This window comes from Teichococcus aerofrigidensis (genome assembly GCF_054073225.1).
Genome location: NZ_JBSXMU010000016.1, coordinates 39904 through 53058 on the forward strand (window position 1 = coordinate 39904; position 13155 = coordinate 53058).

General features: G+C 70.3%; 10 protein-coding genes. 5 read left to right on the forward strand and 5 right to left on the reverse strand.

Features of this window, described 5'->3' with window-relative positions; translation table 11 throughout:
- The first annotated feature begins 38 nt into the window (after positions 1 to 38).
- Positions 39 to 1118 carry a glycosyltransferase family 2 protein gene (locus ACVMLK_RS06150; RefSeq protein WP_457485892.1) on the forward strand — a complete coding sequence of 360 codons (1080 nt, stop codon included), beginning with the start codon at positions 39 to 41 and terminating at the stop codon, positions 1116 to 1118.
- 9 nt (positions 1119 to 1127) lie between these two features.
- On the opposite strand, the gene ACVMLK_RS06155 is transcribed toward ACVMLK_RS06150, so the two are convergent.
- The 4 genes from ACVMLK_RS06155 to ACVMLK_RS06170 all read right to left on the reverse strand — a co-directional run bounded on the left by ACVMLK_RS06155 (position 1128) and on the right by ACVMLK_RS06170 (position 6286).
- Complete coding sequence (locus tag ACVMLK_RS06155; RefSeq protein WP_457485893.1) at positions 1128 to 2216, reverse strand: hypothetical protein; 1089 nt, start codon at positions 2214 to 2216, stop codon at positions 1128 to 1130.
- Positions 2213 to 3646, reverse strand: coding sequence for a hypothetical protein (locus tag ACVMLK_RS06160; protein ID WP_457485894.1), 1434 nt, complete (start codon positions 3644 to 3646; stop codon positions 2213 to 2215). Before ACVMLK_RS06160 ends, ACVMLK_RS06155 begins: the two co-directional genes overlap by 4 nt.
- Before the next feature lie 109 nt (positions 3647 to 3755).
- Positions 3756 to 5210: a sugar transferase gene (locus tag ACVMLK_RS06165; RefSeq protein WP_198366736.1), complete on the reverse strand. Its 1455-nt coding sequence runs from the start codon at positions 5208 to 5210 to the stop codon at positions 3756 to 3758.
- Entirely contained in the window at positions 5207 to 6286 is a 1080-nt protein-coding gene (locus ACVMLK_RS06170; RefSeq protein WP_457485895.1) for a UDP-glucuronic acid decarboxylase family protein, read from the reverse strand. Before ACVMLK_RS06170 ends, ACVMLK_RS06165 begins: the two co-directional genes overlap by 4 nt.
- Positions 6287 to 6713: 427 nt before the next feature.
- Here ACVMLK_RS06170 and ACVMLK_RS06175 point away from each other — a divergent pair, with 427 nt between their 5' ends.
- Together ACVMLK_RS06175 and ACVMLK_RS06180 are read left to right on the forward strand one after the other, a co-directional pair.
- The gene (locus ACVMLK_RS06175) at positions 6714 to 8978 is read left to right on the forward strand and encodes a GumC family protein (protein ID WP_457485896.1); all 2265 of its coding nucleotides are present in this window, start codon (positions 6714 to 6716) and stop codon (positions 8976 to 8978) included.
- Positions 8971 to 10314 (forward strand): lipopolysaccharide biosynthesis protein, encoded by a 1344-nt coding sequence (locus ACVMLK_RS06180; RefSeq protein WP_457485897.1) that lies wholly within the window; start codon positions 8971 to 8973, stop codon positions 10312 to 10314. Before ACVMLK_RS06175 ends, ACVMLK_RS06180 begins: the two co-directional genes overlap by 8 nt.
- A gap of 17 nt (positions 10315 to 10331) precedes the next feature.
- On the opposite strand, the gene ACVMLK_RS06185 is transcribed toward ACVMLK_RS06180, so the two are convergent.
- Positions 10332 to 11201 carry a hypothetical protein gene (locus ACVMLK_RS06185; protein ID WP_457485898.1) on the reverse strand — a complete coding sequence of 290 codons (870 nt, stop codon included), beginning with the start codon at positions 11199 to 11201 and terminating at the stop codon, positions 10332 to 10334.
- A gap of 38 nt (positions 11202 to 11239) precedes the next feature.
- Between ACVMLK_RS06185 and ACVMLK_RS06190 the strand changes: the two genes are divergently transcribed.
- Positions 11240 to 12130 (forward strand): glycosyltransferase family 2 protein, encoded by an 891-nt coding sequence (locus tag ACVMLK_RS06190; protein ID WP_457485899.1) that lies wholly within the window; start codon positions 11240 to 11242, stop codon positions 12128 to 12130.
- Positions 12127 to 13155: glycosyltransferase (locus ACVMLK_RS06195; RefSeq protein WP_457485900.1), on the forward strand; the 1029-nt coding region annotated here is incomplete at its 3' end. The genes ACVMLK_RS06190 and ACVMLK_RS06195, both read left to right, overlap by 4 nt.

Genomic DNA, 13155 nt, shown 5'->3' on the forward strand with positions numbered 1-13155 from the left:
AATCGCCCCGCCCCCGCCGCCGAGAAGGAGATGCCAAGGTGACCGACACGCCGAAGCTGCCGCCGCCGCTTCCGCCGGAGGACGGGCGCCCCATCCCCGAGGACCCGCGGGAGATCCGCCTCTTCGCCAAGATTCGCAACGAGGCCGGCCGCCTTCCCGCTTTCCTCGACCACTACAGGAACCTCGGCGTCGGCCGCTTCCTCCTGATCGACAACGGGTCGGATGACGGCTCCGTCGACTTCCTGCGGCAGCAGCCGGATTGCCATCTCTTCGTCACGCAGCAGAAGATGTCCTCGGCACGCGCCGGAATGGATTGGATCGAGCCGCTGCTCAACCTCCATGGGATGGGACAGTGGTGCGTTGTCGTCGATGCCGATGAGCTGCTGATCTATGCCGGATGCGAGACGCGGCCTCTGCCGGACTTCTGCGCACGACTGGCGGCGCGGGAGGAGGAAGCCCTGCATGCCATGATGCTCGACATGTATCCGCGCGGCGCGGCCATCGCGGCGGATTACCGGCCAGGAATGCCTTTCCTCCAGGCCTGCCCCTACTTCGACCGCAGCGGCTACCGCATCAAGATGCTGCCGGATGGCGGGCGCCGCGTCATCGGCGGTCCGCGTCTGCGCGTCTTCTATCCCGACATGCTGGACTGGCGTCCGCCGGCCCGCATCGCGCGCGCCATCCGCTATCGCCTGGCCGATATGCCTGGCCTCCGCGGCATCCCTGCCATCCAGCGCCTGCGCCCGCCCTATCCGCCCCTGTTGAACAAGGTGCCCCTGGTGCGCTGGCGGCCTGGCCTGCGCTACGCCTCCGCCGGCCACTACCTGCATGGGGCCCGCATGTCCGCGGCGACGGCGGCCCTGCTGCACTTCAAGTTCCTGGGCGATTTCGAGCAGCGCGCCCGGGCCGAGCTGTCGCGCGGCGCCTATGAGAACGACGGCGCCGATTACCGGCGCTATGTCGAGGGGCTGCAGAAGAAGGGCGGCGTCGACTTCAGCAGCGCGGTATCGGAACGCTACGAATCCTCCGCGCAGCTGGTGCGTCTTGGCCTGATCCAGCCGCTGCCGGCCGCCGGCGACCAGCGGGCCGAGGCTCAGCCGGTGCTGGCGGCGGGCTGAGGTCCGGCCTCAGCCGCTGGCGGGATCGCGCCGCATCTTGGGCGCGACGGAAGGGCGGGAGCGGGCCAGCTGCTGCCGCAACCGCTCGCGCAGCTTCTCCGCGACATCCTGCAGGAGCTTCACCGGCCCCCGCCGGGGCACGCCGATATAGCGGCGGGTCAAGCGGTTGCTCGTCTCCGGCGACAGTCTCTGGCCGACCAGCCGGCGCCGTTCCATATGCCGCCACAGACGGCGGATGCCGTATTTCTTCTCGGCCGGGACATGCCAGATCGCCAGCGCGGCATCGTCGGGCTGGGTGTTGATGTCCTCGAAATTGGTCCAGATGCGCCGGATCACGTCATTCGCCGTATAGGGCGGAACGCCCTGGGCATAGGCCAGGATGGAGAGGAAATGCGCCTCCTCCTTGATCGAATCCGGCCAGCGCGCCTCGGCCACGGCACGGGGCCAGAGCTGCTCGATCCGCGGCAGGAGGTCGCGGCAGAAGCCATGCGTGGCGGCGAAGAACTCGCCGCCGTGATACTGCGGCGGCTCAGCGACCGAGACGCCGAAGGTCTCCTCGAGCACCTGCCCCATGCGGGCATGGCTCATGCCGTTGAGCAACTGGCCAAGCTCGTAGTTCTTCTGGTCCCGCGGGCGCAGCGTATAGGTCAGGCAGCGATGCTCACGGATGCGCGGCAGCAGGGGCGTCAGCGCGCGCCGGATCACGCAGTCGGAATCAACCAGGACCAGCGCCTCGCCCCCGGGATGCGCGGCGAAGTCGCGAATGACATCGAGGACATAGAACTGATTGCCCCAGCGGCTGACACTGCCGCTCGGCAGGCGGAAGGTGATGTCGCAGAGCCGGAACTCGACCCCCAGCGCGCGCAGATGGGCGAGGATGCCGGGCGGCGCCGCCTCGGCCACATCCACATTGGAATAGAGGACGTGGCGCGCTTCCGGATCATGCGCCAGGCTGGTGGCGAAGAAGGTCGCGACGCAGCGCCAGTAGACGAGCTGGAAGGCGGCGCGGGAAGAGTTCTCGCCGACCGACGGAAAGTCCGTCGCCTCCTCGACCTTGTCCAGCACGATCCAGGTGGCGATGCAGAGCCGGTCCGTCACGTCGTTCTCCTGATGTCACTGCGTGGCAGCATCGAGGCCATGGCGAGGCCGAGGCAGAGCCAGGCGCCGAAGCCCGCCTCGCCCACATGCACCGAGCCGAAGGGCAGCTGCAGGAAGCTGGCCACCACCACGGCGCGGTAGAGGTGCATATGCGGTGAGACGGCATCCGAGGCCCGGAAGGTTCGCAGCACCAGCACGGCCATGGCGGCGAACATCACCGTGGCCATGATGATGCCGAGCGCCGTGTAGACCTCGATGATGCCGCTGTCGATCACCACGCCCTGCTTGCCGTCCATCTGGCGGGAGGCGCCGGTGATGGCCAGCCCCTCGCCGATGATCAGCCGGTCCTCGCCCTCCAGGAACTCGCGGTACTGGTTCAGCCGGTCCTCGCCGCTCTCGTCCGCGGCGAGCGTCGTCAGGGATTCGATGCGCTTGGTGATGGTCTCTTGCATCTCCGGCACCGCGATCATGGGACCCATGGCGAGCACCAGCACCATGCCGCCGATGATGATCCGCATCCGCTCGCGCGCCGTGCCGCCGAACAGGACCAGCAGCACGCCGATCGCCGTGCCGGTCCAGATGGCGCGGTACTGCGCCAGCGCCAGCCCCAGCACCGTCAGCGCCATGCCGGGCAGCGCCAGCGGCAGCGGCCGGCCGATCAGCAGGATCAACCCGACCATCAGGAAGGCGCCGAAGGAGCCCGGGGAATGCATGGTGCCGAAGACGCGCAGCTCGAAGGGCAAGGGCTGGCCCATCGAGGTCATGCCCTGCAGGATCATGTTCGAGACCCAGTCCGCGTCCCAGGGCGTCGGTTCGATGAACTGCATGATGCCATAGGCCGCCATGGCCGGGCAGGCGATGCCGAAGCTGTTCAGCACGACGCGGTGGAATGCCGGATACTGCTTCGCCTGGGCCATCAGATGCACGGCCACCAGCGGTCCGATGCCCCATTTCAGGACATCGACCATGCCGGAGGCCAGCCGGCCGGCGAAGGCGGCGAGCACCCAGCCGTATCCGACGCAGACGAGGAAGACGACGAAAGGCCCGATCAGCCTGGCCCGCGGCCGCAGCAGGTAGGTCACGAAGGAGATGGCGCAGAACAGCGCCGCGGCGTAGGGCGCGAGCAGGATCGGGCTGGACTGCTGGAAGCCGAGCGGCAGATCGACCATGCGGCGGATCAGCGGCGAGGCGCAGAACAGCCAGACGAGCAGGCCGACATACCAGGGCGAGTTGCGGAAGTAGAGATAGCCGGCCGCCGCCACGGCCATGGCCGGGTAGAGCAGGCGCAGGGGGCCGGCCAGCCCGGCCGCCAGCATCGCCAGCGGCAGGAACAGGGCGACGCAGGCCGCCAGCATGGCATCCGCCTGCAGCAGGCCACCCCCCTCCTCGAGGCGCGTGCCGCGGGCCGGCAGGGTCAGGGCTGGTGTCATGGATGGTCGCGCCGTCCGCTGATGATAGGCCGCAGGCGAAGGCCCGCCTGCGGAAGCCCCCGGCCCGGAACAGGCCGGGGCAGCCTGGCCATGGGCGGGAGGACCCGCCTCAATCCGCGCCGCGCGTCGAGAAGCCGCCCAGCGCCGTGCGCAGAATGATCCAGAGATCCAGGGAAAGCGACCAGTTGTCCAGATACCACCGGTCCAGCTCCAGCCGCCGGCGGGCCTTGGCCAGAGTGTCCACCTCGCCGCGCGAACCGTTGATCTGCGCCCATCCGGTGAGGCCGGGCTTGATGGCATGGCGCACGCGATAGCCCTCGACGGCATCGAAGTAGTAGGCATCGCCCACGCGCATGTGAAGCGGATGCGGACGCGGGCCCACGAGGGACATGTCGCCACGCAGCACGCAGAAGAGTTGCGGCAGCTCGTCGATGCTGGTGCGGCGGATGAACCGCCCGATCGGCGTCACGCGCGGATCGCGCGCCAGGGTGCGCGCGGCACCCGTGCGGTCGCCGCGATCGGCATACATGGAGCGGAACTTCCAGACCTTGATGGGCCGGCTGCCCTGCCCGAAGCGCCACTGGGCGAAGAAGGGGCTGCCGGGCGATTCCAGACGGATGGCCAGCGCGACCAGCGCCAGGAACGGCGAGAGCACCAGCAGCGCCCCACCCGCCAGCAGGATGTCCATGCTGCGCTTGGCCGTCGCCGGCCAGCCGCTTTGAGGCCGGCCGCGCAGGTCATAGAGCGGCAGGGCCGCCAGGCTCGGGCCGGTCAGGGCCCCGGCCATGGCCGGGGTGAAGCCGGGCGAGAGGCAGATCCGCACCGGCTGGTCCGCCAAGCGGGCACAGACGGCCTCGATCCGCTCCAGGGCGCCCTCGCCCCGGCAGGCCAGGATCACCGTGTCGAGCTCACCGGCCTCGGCCAGGCCGGCCAGGCGCTCCAGGGTCTCCGGCGATTCCTCGGCGGAGGCGGCCAGGTGCCAGCCGGAGGCGCCGAAGCGCTGCACGACATCGACCAGCGGCTGCCGCTCCGCCGGATCGCCCAGGATGGCGACGGCGGGACCGGCGCGGCCGAGACGGATCGCCATGTGGTTGGCGAGATGCCGCAGCCCGAAGGCCACCGGCGCCGCGCCCAGGATCCAGAACAGGCCCCAGCCGAGCATGGACTGCCCCACCCCGGCATCGGGCAGGCGGGCGATCCAGGCGCAGAACAGCACCGTGGGGACGGCGATCACCACGGCCAGGGCGGCGCGCAGGGCGACGGCGGCGACGGCATCCGGCTGCGGCGCCGTGCCGACCCGCAGCGCGCGGCGCGTGACGCCGGCCAGCACCGCGGCCAGCACGGCGAGGCCGGCGGCGCTCCAGCCATTCTCCATCGACTGCGGGAACAACGCCCAGATCAGCAGGCCCAGGGCCGCCACCTGCAGCGCGTCGACCAGGGCGACGCAGACCCTGATGGCATGGCTGGACGCCCGGAAGGCGTGTCCCGCGCCCTGGCGGACAGGCCGCGACGGCTCCGCCAGAAGGCGCAGCAGGTCGGCGTTGTAAGCCTGCCCGGTCCTCATGCGCGGAGCCTGCCGGCCGGATCGGGCCGCGGCGCCTCCGGCGCGGCGACGCGCAGCCGGGCATTGGCATAGGCTTCCGCCGCCATGTGCGGCAGCGGCTGCGGCTCGTCGCCGCTGAGCACCTCGCGGAAATAGGCGATGGTGCTGGCCAGCCCTTCCTCGAGCGGCACCTTCGGCGTCCAGCCGCCGAGCAGCTCCTGCGCCTTGCTGATGTCGGGGCGACGCTGCTTCGGATCATCGGCCGGCAGCGCCGTCATGATGAGCTGCGAGCTGGAGCCGGTCATGCGGATGACCATCTCGGCCAGCTCGCGGATGGTGAACTCGCCGGGATTGCCGAGATTCACCGGGCCGGTGACCTCGGGCGGCGTGTCCATCAGGCGGATCAGCCCCTCCACCAGATCGTCGACATAGCAGAAGGCGCGGGTCTGCGAGCCATCGCCATAGATCGTGATGGGCTCTCCGCGCAGCGCCTGCACGATGAAGTTGGAAACCACGCGGCCATCCGCGGGATGCATCGCCGGACCGTAGGTATTGAAGATCCGCGCGACCTTTACATTCAGGCCGTGCTGGCGGCGGTAATCGAAGAAAAGCGTCTCGGCGCAGCGCTTGCCTTCATCATAGCAGGCGCGCCTCCCGATGGGGTTGACATTCCCCCAGTAGGACTCGCGCTGCGGGTGCTGGGTGGGATCGCCATACACCTCGCTGGTGGAAGCCTGCAGGATGGGCGCCTTCAATCGCTTGGCAAGGCCAAGCATGTTGATCGCGCCAAGCACGCTGACCTTGGTCGTCTGCACGGGATCGTACTGGTAATGCACCGGCGAGGCCGGGCAGGCGAGATTGAATATTCGATCAACCTCGACATAAAGCGGGAAAGTAACATCGTGGCGCATCGCCTCGAATCGGGGGTTCCCGATCAGGTCCGCGATGTTGGAGCGCGAACCCGTGAAGTAATTGTCGACACAAAGGACTTCATGTCCTTGTTCGAGCAGGCGGCGGCAGAGGTTGGATCCGATGAAGCCCGAACCGCCCGCAACCAGGACGCGATAATTTTGCCTTGACATGCAATCGGTCTCCAAGCGCGTTCATTTAAGGGTGACGAATCCACCCCCGCACGCAAGGGGAAACTTTTTGGTTGAATAACCAAATATGACTTTTTTTTGCTACAGGTCTTGTGTCGTGCTCGGAATAGATACTGGCTTGCGGTGGAATGCTGCAATGCGTTATGCGCATCGACAGGCACGCCGAAGGTCAAAGAAATGTGAGATCACGTAAGCGGATCTGACCAAATTTTATCTTGTTCTACTTGCGGTTCACTGTGACTTAGTATCCGGCCAAGTGCTCGCCGAAGGCCAGAAAACCTGCATTCCAGGATGTTCGGCCGCCTGTCGAAGCGCCCAGTAGGGGCGGGTCCGGCTTTCCAGGATCTGCCAAGCGGAGCCCCCCACCGATGCCACCACGCCTCGCCATGTCGCTGTCCCCCGGCCCCTGCAAGAGGATTTCGCGATGATCCCGGCCCGCATTCCTGACGGACAAGGGGAGAGCCATCTCCCCGCTCTCGCCCTGCCGCAGGGATCGCATGCGTCGAAGGAGACCTCGCTCGGTGCCCTGGCGGGGATCTTCCGGCGCTCGCGGCGCTTCATCGCGCTCTGGATCCTGGCCTGGCTCGCCCTTGCTTTCGTGGTGATCATCAACCTTCAGCCCATCTATTCCTCCAGCGCGATGGTGATGCTGAACACGCGCCAGTTGCATTACGCGGAATTGCGCGAGGTGCTGACCGGCCCGGCGACAGGCATCGACGGCAATGCCGTGCGCAGCGAGGTGGAGATCCTGACCAGCCCGCAGTTGATGCGCCGTGTCGTCGAGGATCTGGAGCTGACCAAGCTCGCCGACTTCCAGCCGACGCCGCCGCTGTCCGCGCGCATCGTGGGCGGCCTGGCGGATCTGGCCAGCCGCGCCGGCCTGACCTCGGCGGCGCGAATGCTGGACGGCTGGACCGATGCTCTCGCCGGCGATCCCGACGAGCAGACGCGCTTCGAGATCGCGGTCGCCAGCTATCAGCGCGGTCTGTCCGTCTTCAATACGGGCCGCTCCTTCGTCATCAACGTGACCTTCCAGGCGTCCAGCCCCGAGCTCGCCACCCGCATCGTGAACCGCCATGTGGATCTCTACATCGAGGACCAGCGGCGGATTAAGAACGAGGCTCTGACCGCGGCGCGCAGCTGGCTCGACCGTGAGGTGGAGGAGCAGGCCAATCGCCTGCGCCTGGCGGAGCGGGAGCTGCAGGAGTACCGCGAGCGCTTCCAGCTCTATCAGCCCGGTGGCACCTCCCTGACGGCGCAGCGCCTGGCGGAGATGAACGCCCAGCTGACCATGGCCCGCGCCGATCTGGCGCAGCGCGAGGCCCGCCTGCAGCGCGTGCGCGAAAGCCGCAGCCTGGCCGCCGCCGGCGATGCCGACACCGACGTGCAGGCCTCCGCCACCATCTCGCGCCTGCGTGAGCAGGAGGCGATCGCCCGCCGCCGCGAGGCCGAGATGGCCGCGCAGTTCGGCAATAGCCACCCGTCCCTGCGCGCGGCGCGCGCCGAGGTTTCCGAGGTGCAGCGCAAGATCGGCGAGGAGGTCGGCAAAGTCCTGCGCGGGTTGCAGAGCGAGGTGCAGATCTCGCGCGCCCGGGAGATGGAGTTGCGCCGCTCGGTCGCCGATCTCGAGCGCGAGATGGGCGCCTATGAGCGCAACGACGCGCCGGCGCGCGAGGCGGAGCGGCAGGTCAACATCACCCGCACCCTCTACGAGAACCTGCTCAGCCGCCAGAAGCAGGTCGCGGCGCAGGAGGGCATCCAGCAGGCCGATGCGCGCGTGGTCTCCTACGGGACGCCGCCGCTGCTGCCGAGCTTCCCGCGCAAGAGCCTGCTGCTGGCGATCTCCGGCGTCGTCGCGGCGGTGACCGCGCTGGGCCTCGCCATGCTGCGCGACCGTCTGCGCCCGGGCTTCGCCACCCTCGGCGAGGTGGAGGCGGCCACCGGCCTGCGCGGGCTTGTCGCGCTGCCGCAGACCTCCCGCCGGCGCCCGCCGCACTGGCAGGTGCTGCATCAGCCGAAATCCGCCACGGCGGAGGCCCTGCGCTCGCTGCGCATGCTGCTGGCGCTGCCCCGCAGCGGGATCGGCCGGATCCGCAGCCTGGCGGTCACCTCGGCCCTGCCGGGCGAGGGCAAGACCAGCCTGGCCCTGGCCCTGGCGCGCAGCCTGGCCGCCTCGGGCCTCCGGGTGTTGCTGATCGATGCCGACCTGCGCCGCCCCGGCGTGGCGCGCGCCGCCTTCGGCCGGGAGGCCGAGCAGGGGCTGGTGGATGTCCTCTCGGGCAGGCTTCCGGCCACCGCCGCCGTCGCCTCCGACAGTGTCGCCGGCCTGGACATCCTGCCGGCGGGCCGTTTCGAGGGGGAGGCCGTGGCGCCGCAGGACCTGCTCGCGACCACGGCCATGGCCGAGCTGCTGGAAGCCGCCGACAAGGCCTATGACTACGTGCTGGTCGACACGCCGCCGGTGGGCCCGGTGTCGGATGCCGCGCTGATCGGCCGCATGGTGCAGGAGACCATCCTGGTCACGCAGTCAGGCAAGTCGCATCGCGAGGCGGTGCTGGACGGCGTCGCCGCCCTGCAGATGGCCGAGGTGCGCATCGCCGGCGTGGTGCTGAACGGCATCGATCCGAAGATGGCGCCGGCGCACGGCGCCTACCGCCGGGGGCTACGCGCGGCCTATTTCCATGCCTGAGATCGGCGCCGCGCTCCGCCGCGGCCTGCGAGGGCTGGTCCGTGGCGAGCGCACCGCCTTCGCCTTCCTGCAGACGGTGTTCAGCCAGGCCTTCATCACCCTGGTGAACCTGGCCACCGGCGTCTTCCTGGCCCGCATGCTGGGGCCGGAGGGGCGCGGCGCCTATGCCGCCATCACCTTCTGGCCGCTGGTCCTGGCCACCATGGCGCTGGCCGGCCTGCCCTATGCGCAGGTCTATCGCACCAAGGGCCATCCGGAGCGCGCCGGCGCCGTGCTGGGCGCGACGCTCGTCCTAGGCCTCGGCCTTTCGGCCCTCGGTGTCCTGGTCGGGCTGGCGCTGCTGCCCTGGCTGATGGGCCGGAATTACGACCCGCAAACCGTCCTGGCCGCGCAGGTCATGGTGATGGCCGCCACGCCGGTGATGCTGATCGCCATGGTGCTGAAGAACAGCTTCAGCGCGCTCGGCCAGTACCGCCTGGCCAACACGGCCAATCAGGCCGATGTGCTGCTCTATCTTCTGCTGCTCCTGGTGGCCGCGGCGGCCCTGCCGATGACGCCGGAGCTGGCGGCCGGCTGCATGTTCGCCGGCGCGGTGCTGGTGCTGGGGCTGCTCTTGGTCTGGCAGTGGCGCCTGGGCCGGCCGCACTGGCGCGGCGCCGGGCGGGAGGCGCGTCCGCTCGTCTCCTTCGCGCTCCGCGCCGCGCCCAATGCGGTGCTGGCCAATCTCGCCCTCTCGCTCGACCGCATGGTGCTGGTGACGATGGTGTCGCAGGCGGATTTCGGCCTCTACGTCGTCGCCTTCGGCCTGTCGCGCCTCGTGATGGTGGTGCAGCAGGCGGTCGCCTCGGTCGGCTTCCCGGCCATGGCCGGGCGGGACGAAGCCTCGACCAAGGCGATGCACGACCGGCTCTTCCGCGTCATCCTCTACGCCATGTTCGGCATGGTGGCCGGCGGCTGGGTGCTGGGCGGGCTGGCGCTGCGCCTGCTCTACGGCCCCGAATTCGCCGCCGCCGCCGGCATCTTCCATATCCTGCTGATCGGCGCCGCCATCTCCTGCCTCTGCCAGGTGCCGATGCAGCTTTTCCTCTGCCTGGGCCGCCCCGGCTTCACCTCGACGGTGCAGGCCGTCTCCTTCGCCGCCACGGCGCTGGCGCTGGTGGTGCTGGTGCCCTGGCTCGGTGCCATCGGTGCCGCCTATGCGGTGCTGGCCGGCGGGTTGGTGCGCCTGACGGGGCTGCTGCTCGGCATGCGTCGGACGCTCGGGCTGCCGCTGCCGGCGCTGCTGCCCAGCGCGGCCGACATCGCCCTGTTGCGTCGCGGATTGCAGGGCGCATGAGGCAGGCCCGGCAGCCGTCAGGCCATGGCCGGGCCGATCCAGCGGGCCCGGCGCGCCGCCGCGTAGGCACGCCGCGCCGGCTCGGGCACCAGCAGGGCGAGGCTATGGCCCAGGGCCTGGGCCAGCCCCATCGCCAGGGCCGGCGGCAAGGGCCGGGCCGCCGGTTCCAGCCGGGCGGGCTCCGCCAGGGCCAGGGCACAGGCGTCAGTCAGCTGGGCACGCGCCGCCCCGGAAAGCCGGCGCCAGTCCTCGGCCGGCATGGCGAGTTCGATCAGCTGACCGTAGGCGGCGGGCCAGGCGAAGGCCCGCGGCCCGCTTCTCTCCCACTCCAGCCTGTCCCACCCCGGCCTGTCCCACCCCGGCTTGTCCCAGCCCAGGGCGGCATCCGTGCCCTCGCCCTGCGTCGCGGCCGGCAGACTCTCCCAGGCCATGGCCAGGGGCCCTGGCCGCACCGCCATGGCACGGGGGCGGAGGTCGTCGGCGGCGGTTCCGGGACCGGCCCGCAGGGCCAGGGGCGTCTCCAGGACACCGCAGGGCAGGGCGTGGAAGCCGGCCTCCGCCCAGCCCTGCCGCCACAGCCGCAGCCCCTCGGGGTGGCGCAGCCAGTCCCGCAGTTCCTCCGCCGCCATGCCGCCGGGAAATCCGGCGAAGAGCGCCGCCGCGGGAAAAGGCAGCGCCTCGGCCAGCAGGCCACCGTGCCGCAGCCGGCCCCCCATCGCGGCGAGTTCCGCCCGGGTGCCGGCCGGCAGTCGCTCCAGGAGGCGATCGAGATGATCGCCCAGCACCGGATGCGCGGCGGGAATGAGCGAGGTCCCGGCGGCCCGCGCCGTCCGGCCGCCCGGCAGGAAAGCCAATCCTGTGGCCAGCAGGCCGCGCCGTCCGAACATCCCACGCCTCCCCTTCAGCCGAGACGGGAACATCTTGCATGACCGCCACCCCCCTGTCGCCCTCCGGCGAGGCCCGCGCGAGGCTGACCGTCCTGATTCTGGCGAAGAACGAGGAAGGCTGCATCGCCCGCGCGGTGCAGAGCGTCGCCTTCGCCGACGAGGTGCTGATCCTCGACTCCGGCAGCACCGACCGCACGGTGGAGATCGCCGAAGGGCTCGGCGCGCGCGTCGTGCATCAGGACTGGCTGGGCTGGGGCAAGCAGCACCGGCGCGGTGTCGAGCTGGCCACGCATGACTGGCTGCTCTCCATCGATTCCGACGAGATCGTCACGCCGCAGCTCGCCGCCTCCATCCAGGCCGCGCTGGCCGCCGGCCCCGATCCGCGGAATGGCTATGTGGTGGACCGCCAGGATGAATTCCTGGGCCGGCTGATGCCGAGCATGCGCCGGCGCAGCAAGCGGATGAACTTCATCCGCCTGTTCAACCGCCGCTTCGGCAACTGGGACCCGACCATGCTGGTGCATGAGGAGATCCGCGTCCCCGGCGCCGCCCTCATGCTGGATGGGCCGCTGCTCCACTGGCGCAACTACTCCATCTCGGCGCAGATGCAGACGCTGGACCGCAACTCCGATCTCGAGGGCCGGATGCTGTCCGAGGCCGGCAAGGCCAGCGCGTTGATGCTGTTCCTGAAGCCGCTGCTGCGCTTCGGCTGGATCTACATCGTCTCGGGTTGCTGGAAGCTCGGGCCACGCGGCTTCATCTGGGCCGGGCTGCATGCCTCCGGCGAGTTCCTGCGGCAGGCCAAGGCCTGGGAGCGGCAGCATGTCACGCCGATGCCCGACCCGCCCGCCTCGGTCTATGCCGCTCCCGACGCGCCGCCGCCCGCGCCCGCGCGGCGGCCGGCGGCGACGGAGCCGGTCCGCACATGAACGCCCTCCCCCCGCGCGCCGAGCGCCGCCGCGTCCTGATCGTCAACCGCGTCGGCCATCTGGGCGGCGTGGAACGGGTCATCCTGAACCTGGCCAGCGGCCTCCCCCGGCATGGCTGGGAGCCCATCCTGGCCTGCCCCGACGGCGGCGAGCTGGCCGAGGCGGCGCGCGCGCAGGGGCTGCGCGTGGCGCCCACGCCCTTCGACCGCATGCGCATCACCGCCGATCCGCGCGTGCTGCTGCGCTATCCGCTGGCCTGGCGCCAGGGTGCCGCGGCGGTGGAGCGGATCTGCCGCGACGAGCAGGTCTCGTTGATCCACGCGCATCATCCGGTCGGCTCGCTCTATGCGCGCCGCGCGGCGCGGGCGCTCGGCCTGCCCATCCTGCTGCACGTCCATGAATCCCTGCCGGCCCGTCCGCTCTACGCGCTGGCGCTGCGCCAGGCGGTGCGTGACTACAGCCGCTACATCGCCGTCTCCGGCGCCGGTACCGCGCTGTTGGCCAGCATCGGCGCCGATCTCGACCGCGGCAGCGTCATTCCGAACGGCATCGAGGCGCGCCTGCTGGACGGCCCGCCGCCCGCTCCCGCCGCCGAGGTCACCGGCCCCGGCCCGCATATCGGCGTCTTCGGAGTCATCGAGCCGCGCAAGGGGCAGGATGTCTTCCTGCGTGCGGCGGAGCTGCTGGCGCGGGACCATCCGCAGGCGCAGTTCTGGATCGTCGGCCCGCTGGCGCTGAAGGACAAGGCCGGCTTCCAGGCGCAGATCCGCGCCATGGCCGAGAACCCCGTGCTGCGCGGCCGCGTGCATTTCACCGGTTTCCGCGCCGATGTCGGCGCCTGGATGCGGGCGATGGATGTCGTCGTGCAGGCCTCGGTGAAGCATGAATCCCTTAGCATGGTGCTGCTGGAAGCCATGGCGCTCGGCCGGCCGATCGTCGCCACGCGCGTCGGCGGCACGGAGGAGGGCATTCGGGACGGCCATACCGGGCTGATCGTGGCGCCGGGCGACGCCCCTGCCCTGGCC